At 45.7% G+C, this 17097-nt stretch carries 12 protein-coding genes; all 12 read right to left on the bottom strand.

The window, feature by feature from the left end; all coding sequences use genetic code 11:
- Positions 1–3: 3 nt before the first annotated feature.
- The 12 genes from MHH56_RS13415 to MHH56_RS13360 all read right to left on the bottom strand — a co-directional run bounded on the left by MHH56_RS13415 (position 4) and on the right by MHH56_RS13360 (position 17090).
- On the bottom strand, positions 4–2934 hold the full coding sequence (locus tag MHH56_RS13415; RefSeq protein WP_339208750.1) for an FtsX-like permease family protein: 2931 nt from the start codon (positions 2932–2934) through the stop codon (positions 4–6).
- A 3-nt stretch (positions 2935–2937) separates the two neighbouring features.
- Positions 2938–4002 carry an efflux RND transporter periplasmic adaptor subunit gene (locus MHH56_RS13410; protein ID WP_339209586.1) on the bottom strand — a complete coding sequence of 355 codons (1065 nt, stop codon included), beginning with the start codon at positions 4000–4002 and terminating at the stop codon, positions 2938–2940.
- Positions 3974–4705, bottom strand: a complete 732-nt coding sequence (locus MHH56_RS13405) for an ABC transporter ATP-binding protein (RefSeq protein ID WP_339208749.1) — start codon at positions 4703–4705, stop codon at positions 3974–3976. The genes MHH56_RS13410 and MHH56_RS13405 overlap by 29 nt, the downstream gene beginning before the upstream one ends.
- A gap of 177 nt (positions 4706–4882) precedes the next feature.
- On the bottom strand, positions 4883–6610 hold the full coding sequence (locus MHH56_RS13400) for a HAMP domain-containing methyl-accepting chemotaxis protein (protein ID WP_339208747.1): 1728 nt from the start codon (positions 6608–6610) through the stop codon (positions 4883–4885).
- 174 nt (positions 6611–6784) lie between these two features.
- On the bottom strand, positions 6785–7432 hold the full coding sequence (pyrE, locus tag MHH56_RS13395; protein ID WP_339208746.1) for an orotate phosphoribosyltransferase: 648 nt from the start codon (positions 7430–7432) through the stop codon (positions 6785–6787).
- Complete coding sequence (gene pyrF, locus MHH56_RS13390; protein WP_339208744.1) at positions 7425–8162, bottom strand: orotidine-5'-phosphate decarboxylase; 738 nt, start codon at positions 8160–8162, stop codon at positions 7425–7427. Before pyrF ends, pyrE begins: the two co-directional genes overlap by 8 nt.
- Positions 8163–8299: 137 nt before the next feature.
- The gene (gene carB / locus MHH56_RS13385; RefSeq protein ID WP_339208743.1) at positions 8300–11524 is read right to left on the bottom strand and encodes a carbamoyl-phosphate synthase large subunit; all 3225 of its coding nucleotides are present in this window, start codon (positions 11522–11524) and stop codon (positions 8300–8302) included.
- Positions 11511–12656 (bottom strand): glutamine-hydrolyzing carbamoyl-phosphate synthase small subunit, encoded by a 1146-nt coding sequence (carA, locus tag MHH56_RS13380; RefSeq protein WP_339208742.1) that lies wholly within the window; start codon positions 12654–12656, stop codon positions 11511–11513. The genes carB and carA overlap by 14 nt, the downstream gene beginning before the upstream one ends.
- Before the next feature lie 60 nt (positions 12657–12716).
- The gene (locus MHH56_RS13375; protein WP_339208741.1) at positions 12717–14003 is read right to left on the bottom strand and encodes a dihydroorotase; all 1287 of its coding nucleotides are present in this window, start codon (positions 14001–14003) and stop codon (positions 12717–12719) included.
- A 40-nt stretch (positions 14004–14043) separates the two neighbouring features.
- Positions 14044–14943, bottom strand: a complete 900-nt coding sequence (locus MHH56_RS13370) for an aspartate carbamoyltransferase catalytic subunit (RefSeq protein ID WP_076268183.1) — start codon at positions 14941–14943, stop codon at positions 14044–14046.
- Entirely contained in the window at positions 14940–15515 is a 576-nt protein-coding gene (pyrR, locus tag MHH56_RS13365) for a bifunctional pyr operon transcriptional regulator/uracil phosphoribosyltransferase PyrR (protein ID WP_339208740.1), read from the bottom strand. Before pyrR ends, MHH56_RS13370 begins: the two co-directional genes overlap by 4 nt.
- A gap of 339 nt (positions 15516–15854) precedes the next feature.
- A complete protein-coding gene (locus MHH56_RS13360; protein ID WP_339208739.1) occupies positions 15855–17090 on the bottom strand; it encodes an LL-diaminopimelate aminotransferase in 1236 nt (411 codons plus the stop codon).
- Positions 17091–17097: the final 7 nt, after the last annotated feature.

The following is a 17097-nucleotide window of genomic DNA, read 5'->3' as shown; positions in this document are numbered from 1 at the left end:
TTGTCATCGTTCTTCTCCCATCTTGACCGCTTGATGCACTCTAAGCCTGCGTATGTGCAGGAAGAGGAGCAAGGCGCCGGTCAGCATCATAAATCCGACAACTATGAACAATTGGTTCGTATCGCTAGACTCGAATATGACTCGGAAAGGCGGTACTGTTTCTGCAACGTTTTCTGTCGTTTGCAAGAAAGGAAGGAAGAGCAAGCTCACTCCTTTACCTATTAACACGCCAAGTCCAATCGCAAGTCCTGCTGTAAATAGCTGCTCCAGAAGCAGCATCCCTGTAAGCTGTCTTCGCGATAATCCCATCGCCCGCAATACCCCGAATTGGACAACGCGCCCTGAGAGATTGAAGAACCAGAATAGGACGTAGCCAGCTAATGTGATGATGACCGAAACAAGGAAACCTAAGCTCAATATTCCGAATACGCCGCCTCTAGTTGGAAGCTTCGATTGAATGATTAGCTCGCTTCTTACATCTTTAATAGCTGCTATCTCCACCCCAGCCTTTTGCAGCGCTTCAACGATCGGAGCTACTTTAGCATCAGGCTTCATCTTCAGCCAAACCTCATAAGGAATAAGCGGAAGCTGGTCATAAATATAATCTAAATTCGTGATAATAAACGGAGATTTATCCGGATATTGGCTAGGCCAATAAGGCAAAATGCCAACGACCATAAAATCCACTTTACCTTCGGCGAATCCAACTGACACGGGATCTCCGATTTTTAATTGATATTTCTCTGCTACTTTCGAAGGAATAAGTGCCGCATGCTCATATTTACCCAAGTTATTTAAATAATAATTCGGATGAACTGGGTACAAATCATTGCGGAACCAGCCGACCTTGGCAAAGTCGACATTATCAATTCCCATTACGGTTCCTTGACCAATCGATTTGCCTGAAATGACCACGCTGCCCTTCGTCTGTAGTACACGAGCAGCCGCTTCTACGCCTTCAAGGGAACGGAATAGCTCAAAAGGCGGTTCACTGAACAACATCTTTGAAGGTATGGTTTGACCGCCACCGCCTCCGCCGCCTGAACCACCGCCGTTGCCTCCTCCTCCATTTCCGCCGTTTCCACCGCCGCCAGAACCGCCGCCATTGCCTCCACTGCCGCCGTTACCACCATTTCCGCCGTTGTTGCCAGGCGTCGTGGTAATTTCCGGAGAGCCTTCCCATACCGTTTGAATGGTTACGTCTGCTCCGTATTTATACAGCGTACGTTCCGTGGAGTTCAAATCAATCGTTCTAGCTGCCGATGCGTTATAAACACCAAGCCCCAGCGTCAGCACCAATAGAATCATCAAAGGGTAATACCCTTTAGATGAACGTGAAAGCTGAGTCAGCGTCAAATAAAGCGGAACCGGTAAAAATTTGCGTCCTAGCCATGTAAACACCTTCAATAGCCATGGGAATAATCTTAAGAAAAACAACCCAAATGCAAAGATTGATAAGGCAGGAACAAAAAATAAAAATGGCTGTACGTTTAATTGATCCGTTGTCATGCCTGTTTTGAATGTCAACATTTGGCGCTCATTGAACATATACCAGCCATAACCAGCAGCGGCAATTAACAAGACATCAAGATACCAACGCTGCCAAACTGGCTTGCGATCAGAACGCGCCAGATCCTGCTTATAACTAACGATTGAAGATCTTGCATAAATAACAGCTGGAATAATGGTCGCCATAAGCGCTAGAAAGACTGCAGCTCCACCAGCAATAATGGCCTCAGTAGAGAAGCCAACCGGTATGGACTTCCGATTAACGAAAGAAAGGAAGCCATTGGCTGATCCGATACTCTTCGCCATGAACCAACCTATAAACGGACCGCTTCCAAGCGCGATACCTCCAAGCAGTAGTCCTTCGAGCAAATAAATCCATATGATTTGCCGTGTGCCGGCCCCCCTGCTTCGAAGCACTGCAATGTCGCTTCGCTGCTTATCCAGTGACTGCCTTGCATTCATGGCAATGAAGAAAAACACCATCGCAAGCATTGGAGCAGCTAGCGTAAACAGCAATGTTTGCAGCTGCAGGCTTTGTTTCTTAAATTCGGTAAGCGTGGATGCAAAAGAAATTTCTACTCTTGTGTCCTTAAGACGCTGATACAGCTCAATATTCAAGCGTTCTAGCGTCTTGCTTAACGGTGTTAATTGACTCGTTTTTACTTCTGATAAATCAAATGCGTAGTACCAGCTTGCATTATGCAGCGGTATTTTTTTATTCGCTAACAGCGTCTTTTCGAATGCTGCTTTGCTTATTTGGAACGTGTTCAGCAAGCTTTCCATCCCTTGATACCAGTATGAACTCGTATCAGTAAGCGGTTTGACTGCTCCGACAATTTTCACTCGCAATGTCAGATCCAGTCCACCGTATATCGGATATTCAAAAACATCGCCGATATGTACATCATTTCTATACATTGCTTCCTCGAACATGACTGCTTCGAGTATGTCTCCATCCCCTTCGGTGTTTGAAAACCATTTACCTTGGGTCAGCTCTGTATTTTTTTCAAGTTCTGACAAGTTCATAATCGTCAGTTGACGGTTTCGTCCTGCGTCTACTTTGCTTGAATCCTCAGGAACGACCTCTGCACCGCGAATTGAATAGCTGTTTACATACGTACCAAATGGAAATCCAATTTCCTTCGGTATTCCATCTTTAATATACTTTTCAAGCTCCGACAGCGCTGCTAAATCCGTTTTCCCGCCAGCAGGTGATTGATATCTCATGAGAAGCGAGCCCGCAGGTAATCCGGTACTCTTCTGTTGCAGTGATTCGGCTACTACTCTCTTGAGTGCACCATCTGCATACATAGGGATACTCGTTGCAAATGCAACCGCCAGAGTTAGCCCAGCCAGCGTGCTTAAGGTTAGCCAGCGCGTGTTCCACATTTTGCGGAACAAAAAACGAAACAGCGGAATTCCCATTGGCTATCGACCTACAACTTTCTGCCCCGGTTTCAACCCTTTGAGGATCTCGATATTCGTCGAGGTTTGTTGGCCGACCTCTACGTCAACTTCGCGCTTAACTTCGCCTTCAATGACCTGCACGTACGTACGAGATCCAATAGAACGAAGCGTAGAAGGAGGAATAACAATAGCATTTTCAGTGCGCTTCGTAATGACTTTAATCGAAAGCGGCATGCCGCGATTCAAGTTTTTAGGCAAATCCTTAAGATCAACGATTAAGAAGTCTTCGGGTTTTTCCGGTTTCTCTACGCCAGAACCACCACCGCCGCCGCCGTTGTTCTGTTCCTCCGTTTTGTAAGGGAGCTGCTTGATCTTGCCTTTAAATTTACCAACGCTCGTAATATCAGCCGTTACTTCCATGCCAACGCCTAATTTTTCTAGCTCTGACTTAGAAATTTTGGCTGCAGCTGTAATCTTGCTCGTATCGGCTACAATTGCAATTGGAGCATAGGCTTTAATCAAATCGCCCTTCTGCACGTTAAGCGATACAATCGTTCCGGCAAATGGAGCTTTTAATGTCGCTTTCCCGATTTCCTCTTCCATATCGACTAGCTTCTGCTTCTGTTCTTCAAAAGCAATCAGCTTACCTTCGAATTCAATCGGATCCATTTCATCACGCTGGCGAAGCGTGTCTTTCATCTCATTTTCGATTTTCCTAAATGAAAGCCGCTCTTGCCGCAAGCTTTTGACCAGTACATCAACATCCAGCTGACCAATCACTTGACCGGCTTTTACAGTTGTTCCTACTTTCACATTCAACTCTTTCAAATTCTTGCCGTCCAATGTGAAAAACATCGTCTCTTCTTCCAAAGAGATAAGCTTGCCGATCAGCGGTATCGACGTTTCTAATGTCGTCGTCGTTACCTCATACTCGGGCTTTTTGGATATTTGTGCAGGGGCAATCTCAGGAATAACCTCTTCTTCATCTTCTGCGGGAAGCAAGGAGCACCCGCTTGAAAGCACCAAAGAAGCACTTAATACAACAACCATTGAACGCTTAAATAAATTTTCCGTCCACCATTTCATAGACAATGTCAGCAACCTCCAAAATCGTAGGATCATGTGTAGTCATACAAATAGATACTTGTTCAGTGCGAATAATATTTTGGAAAACCGCCATAATTTGAGCTGACATGCCAGTATCAAGCTCTGCCGTCGGTTCGTCAGCAAGCAGCAGCATTGGCTTATGGGCGATCGCCTTAGCAATTGCGACCCGCTGCTGCTCACCGCCGGAAAGCTCGAAGGGACGATGATTCATTCGGCGCTCCAAACCAACCAGTTCAAGACATTGCGTAACTCTATCCTTCCATTCCGCTCGTGGTACACCAGCCATCCGAAGAGACAGCTCCACATTCTCACGTGCGGACAATAGCGGCATAAGTGCGAAGGCTTGAAATATAAAGCCCATGTGCTTTCGCCTAACTAAAGTGCGTTGGTCATCGCTCATGCTGTGAAACTTCAAACCGTTAAATAAAATCTCTCCTTTGCTTGGCGTATCGAGCCCGCCCAAGCAATTCAGCAGCGTCGTCTTGCCAGAGCCTGATCTGCCTCTCAGCATGACTAATTGACGCTCCTTAAGCTCCATATTGATGCCCTTCAGTACAGGCAGCGGAGTTCCTCCAACCTGGAACGTTCGCTCTACATCAATAACTTTAAGCAGATCGCGTCTTTCATCAGTCGTTTCAAACTGCTCTTCTACCTTCTGTTCTTCTTCCTGCGGAATGGCCATTAGCGCTTCCGATCCCTCCTCAACCAACTTTCATAATTCTCATCTTACATGATAGACGTAGGACATGCTCAAAAAGTTACGTCAAATTTAAACAACTTTTTAAAACCTTTTTCGAACAAAAAAAGCTGCTTTTAGCGAAGGCTTAAACTCCGCATAAAAAACAGCTTTTACATTATCTTACTTCACCTTGAAATGAGAAATAGCAAGATCCAAATCGCGTACAATTTCCTCTAAATGAACAGCTGCTGAAGAAATGTTATCCATCAAAGCGAGCTGTTCTTCCGTTGCGGCAGCAACATTTTCTGTCTTCTCCAGATTAACGGCAGCTGTAGCAGCCGTTTGCTGCATTGAGGCGCTTACCTGCTCCGAGCTGGCTGACATTTGCTGAGTAATTGCAGAATTTTCATGAATCTGCTCACTCATCTGTGTAATAGAAGCAACGATGACATCCAAGTTCTGACGAACCTCGCCTACCCGCGCGCTGCCTCGCTCCATTTCCAGAACCGTTTGCGACATGTAAGCCGAGGCTCCTGCGATTTCACTTCGGGTAATGTCCACCAGTTGATGTATCCCGTCAGCAGATGCAAGGGATCCCGCTGCCAGCTTCCGAATCTCTCCTGCAACGACCGCAAAACCTCTGCCGTGTTCGCCTGCACGAGCTGCTTCTATTGATGCGTTCAGCGACAAAATATTCGTTTGGTTTGAAAAACTTGTTATATTCTCGGCAATTGCACCTATCTCCTTGGAACGATGCTCAAGCGTTTCAATTGTATTCGATAGTTTTCCAGTTACTGAGGTCACCTCGCTCATTTGATCAATTAACCGGAGCAGCGCTTCATGACCAAGTTCAGCCTGCTTAGAGGTTGAAGATGATTTATCGGCAATTGAGGCTGTATTTTCTGCGATTCGTTGAATACCTATCGTCATCTCTTCGATCGCTCTAGAAGTTTCCTCCGCACCTCTTGCTTGTACTTCTGAGCCATTGGCTACTTCCTGAATATTTTGAGCGACATGCTCTGCTGCATCTGCAGATTCCTTAGATGCAGTCGTTAACTGATCAGTTGATTTGGTCACTTCAGCTGCATTGCTAGCAATACCGCTAATCAGCTGCTTTGTAGCTTCAATCATATGATCCACCGATTGCGAAATACGGCCAAGCTCATCCTTGCTGTATTTCTGATCCGGAAGAACCGTTAAATCCCCTTCTGCTACTCGCTGTGTCTTAAATACAACGCTCTTGATTGTCTTCATTATATGACGCACTGTAAAGTACATAGCAATTAATATAACTAATGTAACCGCAATGATGCAGATTAAGAGAGTAAGCTGCGTTTTTCTAAGCTCATTTGTAATATCAGTAATCGTGGTTTGTGCATAAATATTAATATTTTGACCGATTTCATCAATCCCTGTACGGCTTGTTAAGAAGCTATTATCGATCTGTTTATTTTGAAAATTGTTCTTTCCATCCGCTGCTGCTTTTACCGCAGCAACTGACCAGAAATTAAAATTAGCCTTAAACTCAATTAAAATTTGGTTTATGCTGCGCTCAGTTTCTCCTTCTGCTAAGTTCTGAAGTCCTTTCTCATATAAAATGGCTTGCGCTTCTCCTACCCTGTCTTCAACTTGTTTTATATTTTCGGCTAACTCCGCTCGAGCAGCGTCTGCATTTACTTGATCCAAAGTACCGGATTCCACTCTCAAGTAAGCTTGATAGGCCTGATACATATCCCTATCCGCGTTTAATACTAATGTGTCTACTTGATTAGAAGTTTCATAAATACGATCTGTCATGTCATTCAACACACGCCATTGCTCATTGAGCAAATAAATCCCTGTAAATGCGTAAAACATAAGTGGAACCAAAGACAACAAGACCAGCCTAACACGTAAAGACAATTTCATTAAAACCCCGCCCCTCAATTCATGACTATACTCTATAATTATTTATCGGAGACAAATAGCTATTAAGAAGAGTCCCTTTCAAAAAAAATTAAATTTTAGTGTCGAATTATGAACAATTTTGTCACAAAAAAAGCGAGCTCTCATGGAAAGAGCACGCTTTTTTTATTTCAGTAATTATTTTCCAAACGATTGAGGATCTTGTCTCCAAGCTTGCAAAGCAGCTACATCTTCAGGAGCAACTTTTCCAAGCTCTACAGCTGTTTGAATAAGTGCACTATAGCTAGACAATGTAACAAGAGGCATTTGCTCTGATGCAAAGGCTTGAATCGCTGAATCAAATTCGTAAGTGAATATAGCAAGCACCGCCAACACTTCTGCGCCTGCTTCTCTAACTGCAAGACCAGCTTTAAGCGAGCTTCCGCCTGTCGAGATCAAATCCTCGATCACGACGACCTTTTGACCAGGTAGAACACGGCCCTCGATTTGATTCTGCTTGCCATGACCTTTCGCCTTATCGCGAATATAAGCCATCGGCAGATTTAGCTTCTGTGCAACCCAAGCTGCATGGGGAATACCGGCTGTTGAAGTGCCCGCAATAACCTCAGCATCAGGATAACGCTCACGAATAATCGTTGCGAAACCTTCTGCAACAAGATTGCGAATCGCTGGGTATGTCATCGTAAGGCGGTTATCACAATAGATTGGTGATTTAATGCCTGATGTCCATGTGAATGGCTCATTAGGGCGAAGTGCCACGGCTTCGATTTCTAGCAGGCTTTTAGCAATTTGATTTGGCAATTCAGATAAAGTAATTTTACTCATAGGAAATCAGCTCCTCAATAATAGATTCTAATGCTGCACGCGGATTTGGTGCCGCTGTAATCGGGCGACCGATAACCATATAATCAGTTCCTTTGCGCAGCGCCTCACTTGGCGTCATGATGCGTGATTGATCATTAACATCCGCTCCAATGGGACGAATCCCTGGCGTTACGGTTTTGAAAGAGCTGCCGCATAGCGACTTAATAGCCTCAACCTCGGAAGGTGATGCGACAACACCGTCCAAACCCGCTTTTTTGGTAAGCTCTGCATAACGAAGCACTGCCGCTTCTACGGTTCCGCTAATACCGATCTGCTCATTGAGCATGGACTGGCTCGTACTTGTCAAATGAGTTACCGCGATTACCGTTGGCTTACGAAGGCTGCTGCCTGTTAATGCAATATCTACACCCTCAAGCGCAGCCTCCATCATATCACTGCCCCCTGCTGCATGGACGTTAAACATGTCAACTCCCAATTTCGTTACGCTATTAGAGCCGCCTTTGACAGTGTTCGGAATATCATGCATTTTCACATCAAGAAATACGTAGTAACCACGCTCTTTCAAGCTTTGCACGAAGGAAGGACCAGCAGCATAAAACAACTGCATGCCCACCTTTATGAAACAGGGAATGCCTTGCAGTTCGGCAATTAAACGTTCAGCCGCTGCTGCATCTGGATAATCAAGGGCTACCATAATCCGTCCTGCTGCTTGCTCTTTAGTCAATTTCATCCGAAATCGCTCCATTTCTCTGTTCATTTGCAAAATAAACGGCCATACGTTTGCTTCAAGCTATCCACCTTAAGACTAACTTCTTAAGGTAGATAACGAAGCAATAAACGCTGGCCGTACTTTTAAGCTCAGTGAGCTTATTTGTTTTGTAGCGCTACTGGCATTGAACGGGAGGAGAAGTTCAACGTTTCGAGCATAACAAGCAATGCACGAACTGTATCAAGCGATGTCATACAAACGACGCCATTCTCAACCGCTTCACGACGAATTCTGAATCCATCACGTTCAGGAGCTTTTCCTTTAGTCAACGTATTGACTACAAATTGCGCTTGCCCTTCACGTACTAGATCAAGAATATTCGGCGAGCCTTCGCTAAGCTTATTAACCGTCGTAACGATAAGGCCGGCTTCTTCGAGTGCTTTCGCCGTTCCGCCTGTAGCAATAATTTTGTAGCCTAGGTTAAAGAATCCGCGAAGCAACTCTGTTGCTTCCTCTTTATCTTTATCCGCAACTGTAGCAATGATAGCGCCTGATGTTGGAATTTTCATACCTGCGCCAATGAGACCTTTATAAAGAGCTTTCGCATATTGAACGTCGCGGCCCATTACTTCACCTGTTGATTTCATTTCCGGCGTTAGCGTTGGGTCAACCCGGCGCAGCTTCGCGAAGGAGAAGACAGGAACTTTTACCGAAACATATTCATCCTCAGGCCACAAGCCTTCAACATAACCAAGATCAGCAAGCTTCGTACCGAGAATTGCTTTAGTAGCTAAGTTTGCCATCGGAATATTCGTAACTTTGCTTAGGAAAGGTACGGTACGCGATGAACGCGGATTAACTTCTATCACATATACTTTTTCTTGGTGAATGACGAACTGGATGTTAACAAGTCCAATTACGTTAAGAGCTTTAGTAATGCTAATCGTGATGTCAACGATTTGCTGTTTAATTTCTTCCGAAAGTGATTGTGGTGGATATACCGCAATGGAGTCGCCTGAGTGAACGCCTGCGCGCTCAACATGCTCCATAATCCCTGGAATAACTACGGTCTCGCCATCACATATTGCGTCTACTTCAGCTTCTTTACCTAGCATATAACGGTCGATTAGAACCGGGTGCTCAGGGTTGATTTTCACTGCAACTTCCATATAGTTAAGCAATTCTTCGTCCGAGTACACAATTTCCATTGCGCGTCCGCCAAGTACATAGGAAGGACGAACGAGTACCGGATAACCAAGTCCTTGTGCCGTAACTACCGCTTCATCAACAGAGATAACCGTTTTGCCGTCAGGCTGTGCGATGTTCAGGCTGCGAAGCAATGCTTCGAATTTCTTGCGATCCTCTGCTGCATCGATGCTCTCAAGGCTGGAGCCTAGAATGCGTACGCCAGCTTTGGAAAGCGGAGCTGCAAGGTTGATTGCCGTTTGACCGCCGAATTGTACGATTACGCCAATCGGATTTTCTTGCTCAATAACATTCATTACATCTTCAAAGAACAATGGCTCAAAGTAGAGTCTGTCCGAAGTGCTGAAGTCTGTTGAAACCGTCTCTGGGTTATTATTAATAATAACCGCTTCATAACCTGCATTTTGAATTGCCCATACCGCATGAACCGTCGAGTAATCGAACTCGATGCCTTGACCGATACGAATTGGTCCAGAGCCAAGGACTAGAACCTTCTGTTTGTCCGTAACTGTTACTTCATTCTCTACTTCATAAGTGGAGTAGTAATATGGTGTCGAAGCTTCAAATTCAGCTGCGCATGTATCAACCATTTTGTATACCGGCTTTAAGTTAAGCTGTTCGCGAAGTACACGCACGTCAGCTTCCGTTGTGTGACTGCCATTCGGGAAACCTTCTTGACGAATTTCAGCAATAGAGCGATCTGAGAAGCCTTTGCGTTTAGCTTCATACAACGTTTGTTGATTCAACGTTGATTCGCTGCGCATACGATCCTCGAATGCTACGATAGACTGAATTTTATCAAGGAACCACCAGTCGATGTTTGTAATGTCTTGGATTTCTTGAAGCTGATAGCCCCGGCGGAACGCTTCTGCTACGAGGAACATACGCTCATCATCCGGCTTCTCTAGACGTGCGCGAAGCACTGCATCTTCTAAAGAAGAAGCTTCTTTCAAGTGAATGCGGTGAGCGCCAATTTCCAGTGAACGAACCGCTTTATGAATGGATTCCTCAAACGTACGGCCGATAGCCATAACTTCGCCAGTTGCTTTCATTTGCGTACCAAGTTTACGGTTCGCGTTTACGAATTTATCAAACGGCCAGCGTGGAATTTTCGATACGATATAATCAAGTGTTGGCTCGAAGCAAGCATACGTTTGTCCTGTAACAGGGTTTACAAGCTCATCGAGTGTGTAGCCGACAGCGATTTTTGCTGCCATTTTGGCAATTGGGTAGCCTGTTGCTTTCGACGCTAGTGCCGATGAACGGCTTACGCGCGGATTTACTTCAATGACATAATATTGATAGCTTTGTGGATCAAGTGCGAACTGTACGTTACAGCCGCCCTCGATGTTCAGCGCACGAATAATTTTTAGGGAAGCTGAACGAAGCATTTGATACTCGCGATCAGACAAGGTTTGGCTTGGCGCTACGACGATGCTATCGCCTGTATGTACGCCAACCGGGTCAAAGTTTTCCATGTTGCAGACAACGATACAGTTATCGTTCGCATCACGCATAACTTCATATTCGACTTCCTTCATGCCTGCGATCGATTTCTCGATCAAGCACTGGCTAATCGGGCTATAACGGATTCCAGAAGCAACCGTTTCGCGCAGTTCTTCTTCATTCGCACAAATACCGCCGCCTGTTCCGCCCAGTGTATAAGCAGGACGAACGATGATTGGGTAACCGATCGTGTTAGCGAAGTTAACTGCATCTTCTACTGTAGTCACGATGTCACTGTCTGGTACTGGCTGTTCCAGCTCACGCATAAGGTCACGGAATAAGTCGCGATCCTCCGCTTTCTCAATAGCTGTCAGTTGTGTTCCAAGCAATTTTACATTCTCGCGTTCAAGAACGCCTGCGCGTGCAAGCTCAACCGCCATATTAAGGCCTGTCTGGCCGCCAAGCGTCGGAAGAAGTCCATCTGGACGTTCTTGACGAATGATTTGTGATACAAAATCTAAAGTAATAGGCTCGATGTATACTTTGTCAGCCATGTTCGTGTCTGTCATGATTGTTGCTGGGTTACTGTTTATAAGAACAACCTCATAGCCCTCTTCTTTGAGCGCTTGGCAGGCTTGAGTACCGGCATAGTCGAATTCCGCCGCTTGTCCGATGACAATTGGACCGGAACCGATCACGAGAATTTTTTTGAGTTCATTATTTTTGGGCATACTGAAGCTCTCCTTTCAACGTCTCCGACAACACAGCTTGACGAGGTTTTTGTGGGTTATTTTTCTTGTGCGTACGGATCATTTCTAGGAACTCATCAAACAAATAGCTGGAGTCATACGGTCCAGGCGCAGCTTCTGGGTGATATTGAACCGAGAAAGCTGGGAATGTATTATGTTTAAGTCCTTCGATCGTGCGGTCATTGTTATTGATATGTGTTACTACAAGCGGCGTGTTCGCTACTGATTCTTCAAGCACCGTGTAGCCATGGTTTTGTGAAGTAATGTAGCAGCGGTTAGTTGCCAATTCTTTAACCGGGTGGTTTCCGCCGCGATGTCCGAATTTAAGCTTCGTTGTTTCTGCTCCGCAAGCTAATGCGAACAGCTGGTGGCCTAAGCAAATTCCGAAGATCGGATATTCGCCGAGCAGCTCAGAAATCATTTTTACAGCATAAGGTGCATCTTGCGGGTCCCCAGGGCCATTGGACAATTGAATGCCGTCTGGAGCTAGGCGACGAATTTGGTCTGCTGTTGTATCGTGAGGAACAACGACTACATCGCAGCCGCGCTTAGTAAGCTCGCGCAAAATACCGCTTTTTGCACCAAAGTCAACAAGTACGATACGCTCGCCTTGACCCGGGCTTGAGAATACATGAGATGTAGAAGTGCGTGCAACTTGATCCGTCATTAGCTTCGAGATATTAAGACGTTCAGCAAGTTCTTCTACACGCTCATTGCCTGTTGTAATTAGGCCTTTCATTGTACCGTAGTTACGAAGCTTGCGAGTAAGCATACGTGTATCGATGTCGCTGATGCCCGGGATGCCGTATTCTTTAAGAAGTTGTCCTAGTGAATATTGAGCACGCCAGTTGCTTGGCACTTCTTCATGACGACGAACGACAAAGCCATGAATAAATGGACGCATCGACTCAAAATCATCACGTGTAATGCCGTAGTTGCCGATTAGCGGATAGGTCATCGTTACGATTTGTCCGCAGTAGGACGGATCGGATAAAACTTCTTGATAACCAGTAATTCCAGTATTAAATACAACCTCGCCCATCATTTGTGCTTCTGCACCGAACGAAAGTCCTGTGAACAATGTACCGTCTTCCAATAATAATCTTGCTTGCATCCGTATCACTCCTCAGGTGTTGATTGTCCCCATATATTGGCTTTAGTTAGTAAAAGTTATTTATTCTGACCAAACAACTGCGCCTTCAACGATCGTCGTTACAGGCCAGCCGCTAAGCTTCCAGCCGCCGAATGGCGTGTTGTTGCTTTTGGATGCGAATGTGCTCGGATCAACCGAACGCTCGTTGTCCAAATCAACGATTGTAATATCAGCAGGAGCGCCTTGCTCTAAACGCCCCGTTGGAAGCCGGAAAACACGTGCCGGATCCGCAGTCATGCGCTGCAGCAGGAAGCCAAGCGTCCACTTGCCGGTTTGAACAAATTTTGTGTACAAGAGCGGGAAAGCAGTCTCGAAGCCAACGATGCCAAAAGGTGCAAGTTGAACGCCGCGAGCTTTCTCTTCCGCGCTATGCGGTGCATGATCCGTAACGACCATATCGATCGTTCCGTCTTCAATCGCCTCGATAACCGCTTGAACATCACGCGGCGTACGAAGCGGAGGATTCATTTTCCAATTTGCATCATCAAGGCCCGGAATATCCTCATCAGAAAGCAGCAAGTGATGCGGGCAAACCTCAGCAGTTACGCGAACTCCGATTTGCTTAGCTAGGCGAATTAACCGTACCGATTGCTCAGTGCTAACGTGGCATACATGATAATGAACGCCCGTCGCTTCCGCCAATAGAACGTCTCTGCCTACATGAATCGCTTCGGATTCATTTGGGATAGCTTTCAAGCCGTGCTTGCGGGAAAACTCGCCTTCCGATGCCCAAGCGCCTTCAACCAATGAATCATCTTCGCAGTGAGCGATGATCGGCATATCCATGGAATGAGCAAGCGCCATCGCGTTTTTCATCATTTGCGCGTTCTGGACACCTACACCGTCATCCGTAAAGCCAATTGCACCCGCTTCTTTTAATGAAGCAAAATCCGTCAACTCGCGGCCAAGCTCGTTTTTAGTGATGGATGCGTATGGCAATACTTTGACAACGCCGACTTGAGCCGCCTTGTTCGTAATGTAGCGTACCGTTTCAGCAGTATCCGTTACAGGACGAGTGTTGGGCATACATGCAATCGTTGTAAATCCGCCTTTTGCCGCAGAGCGTGTGCCTGTTGCGATATCTTCTTTATATTCAAAGCCCGGATCGCGCAAATGAACGTGCATATCGATAAAGCCTGGCGATACCAGCTTGCCCTTTGCATCAATGACTTCTGCGCTTCCTGTATCTACTGTCTCGGAACCGTCTATAATAGCTTCGATCTTGTTATTTTCAATCCGAATATGCTTACTTTCTAAGCTGCCCGAAGTTTCATTCCATACGTTACCGTTTATAATCCATAATGACATTGTCGTTTCACCCTCCGGATTTAGGTCTATGTTGCTAAAGTTAGCTGAGCGCACGCTCTACTACCGCCATGCGGATAGGAACCCCGTTTTCCATTTGCGGGAAAATGCGAGATTGTGGATGCTCAACCAGTTCATCGTCTATTTCTACGTTGCGGTTGATTGGAGCAGGATGCATAATGATCGCGTGATTAGCCAGCTTGCTGGCTCTCTCTACCGTCAAGCCGTAATGTTCGCGGTAACTTTCAGCAGAGTTCAGCATTCCGCTTTCATGGCGTTCCAGCTGGACGCGCAGCATCATGACAACATCTGATTTTAAAGCTTCATCTATAGAGACATAAGAGACGTCAAGTTCAGAAGCTTGCATATTTGGCGGTGAGCAAAAGTTCACATTAACTCCGAATTTTTGCAAAGCCCATAGATTCGATCTTGCAACGCGGCTATGCAGCACATCTCCAACAATCGAGACCGTTAAGCCTTTGAGTTGTCCAAAATGCTTGCGCATCGTATACATATCCAGCAGCGCTTGTGTCGGGTGCTCGTTATTGCCATCGCCGGCATTAATGAGGGGCACCTTGATCTTCGTTGCCAGTTCTGCAAGAACGCCGATCGGCTTTAAGCGAATGATGCCAACGTCAATTCCCATTGACTCAAGTGTGCGTACTGTATCGTAGATTGACTCGCCCTTTTGTACACTTGAAACCGCAGCGGAGAAATTCAGCACTTCTGTACCTAGTCGTTTCTCTGCTACTTCAAATGAAAAGCGAGTACGCGTGCTGTTCTCGAAAAACATATTGGCTGCAAATCTGCCTTGCATCGTCGTGTGCACTTTGTTTGAATGATTCTCCCAATAAGCAGCACGATCTAGTATCGATTCAATCTCTTCTTGGCTTAAATCTTTTAATCCGAGCAAACTCCGTTGTTTAAGCTGTGTGATGGTCATCCGGCTTGCCCCCTCTGATTAATAATGGTCACTTGGTCGATTTGATCGATTTCGGTAAGAGCCACATCGATTTGCTCTTGTTTAGAGCTTGGGACGTTCTTGCCTACAAAATCTGGTCGAATCGGCAGTTCGCGATGCCCTCTGTCTACAAGGACGGCGAGCTGAATGCTTTGCGGCCGTCCGCAATCCATAAGCGCATCCATTGCAGCGCGAATCGTGCGGCCCGTGTACAATACGTCATCGAACAAAATAATGCGTTTGTCCTGAACCGTAAAGGGTACGCCGTCGGTATCGCCAATTGCTGCTGCTATTTCCATGTCTGCAGATATGATTGCTTTGCGATCATCACGGTATTGAGTAATATCAAGCTCGCTCACAGGAACAGGCTTTCCTTCAATTTCACCGATACGCTCTGCAATTCGCCGAGCAAGGTAGATCCCTCTTGTGCGAATGCCTACAATCACACAGTTGTCGATTCCCTTGTTCTTCTCCACAATTTCATGAGCAATTCGCGTTAATGCGCGGCGAATCGCCGTTTCATCCATGATGATTAAATGCTCTTCTTCCGTCATTTCCGCTGACTCCTTCCATAACCGTCCAAAACTGCCAGGTTGCGACAAAAAGCTCCTTGCGAATTTCGCAAGGAGCTTGTGATAAGGCTTAAAGAGATAGGTGCAAGCAAGCAGAGCTCTCGTCACAGAAAGCAGTGCATAAAGCTGTCCTATTCTTCTCTTCTATAGACCTGTTATTCACGCTACCTTGCCAGCCTCTCGGGACTGAGTTAAAGGTACTGATGTATATCATAGGAATTATCCCACGTTCGACAATAGATGTCAAGTAAAAACGAATATTTCCGCTTCAACTTAGTGTGGACCAATCCTGATAAACTATGCAAGGATAGCGATTATAGGTTACAGGCTTAATTTACGAATTCTTTCAACTGCTTTTTGAGTATTCTCAAGGCTTCCGAATGCTGTAAGGCGGAAATAGCCTTGACCGCTTTGACCGAAGCCTACACCTGGCGTTCCAACGATGTTTGCTTCTGTAAGAAGCTTATCGAAGAATGACCACGAATCCATGCCGTTCGGTGTTTTCAGCCAAATATAAGGTGCGTTTACTCCGCCAAATACCTCAAGTCCGATGGACGCAAGGCCGTCACGGATAATTGCTGCATTTTTCATGTAGTAGTCAACCAAAGATTTGATTTGCGCTTTGCCCTCTTCTGAATAGATAGCAGCTGCTCCACGTTGTGTAACGTATGATACGCCGTTAAACTTCGTCGTATGGCGGCGATTCCACAAATCATTGATCAACACTTCATTGCCTGAAGCATCAAGACCTTTCAGCTCGCGCGGCACAACTGTGTAGGCACAGCGAACACCAGTAAAACCTGCTGTTTTGGAGAAGCTGCGGAATTCGATGGCTACTTCACGCGCGCCTTCGATTTCGTAAATGCTGTGCGGAACATCTTCTTCCTGAATAAATGCTTCGTATGCGGAGTCATAAAGAATGATGCAGTTGTTTGCTTTCGCATAGTCAACCCATACTTTAAGCTCTTCTTTCGTAAGCGTCATGCCAGTTGGATTGTTCGGATAGCACAAGTAAATAATGTCTACTTTACGATCAGGAAGGCTAGGCTTGAAATCATTTTCAGCTGTACACTCCAAATACGCAATGTTCTCATAGCGCTTAGTATCTTGATTGTATTTGCCAGAGCGGCCAGCCATGACGTTCGTATCGACGTAGACTGGATAAACCGGATCTTGTACCGCAACGATACTGTTCTCGCTGAAAATTTCTTGTATATTGCCGACATCGCATTTGGAACCATCACTTACAAACACTTCATTTGTTGCAATGTCAATGCCGCGTGCTTTATAGTCATTTTCGATAATTGCATTTATTAGAAAATCGTAGCCTTGCTCAGGTCCGTATCCACGGAATGAACCTGGAGCTGCAAGCTCGTCCACTGCACTGTGCATAGCATTCAGAACCGAATCCGGCAAACCGCGCGTAACATCACCAATTCCTAAGCTGATAATTTCAGCATTTGGATTTTCTTGAATGAATTTAGTACGGCGTTTTGCAATTTCAGAAAACAAGTAGCTGCCTTGCAGCTCCAAGTAATTTTGGTTAATGGAAGTCATTTCACGT

The organism is Paenibacillus sp. FSL K6-3182 (assembly GCF_037976325.1).
Lineage (GTDB): Bacteria > Bacillota > Bacilli > Paenibacillales > Paenibacillaceae > Pristimantibacillus.
Note: the sequence above shows the minus strand (reverse complement) of the source record. Positions and strands in the feature narration are given on the sequence as shown.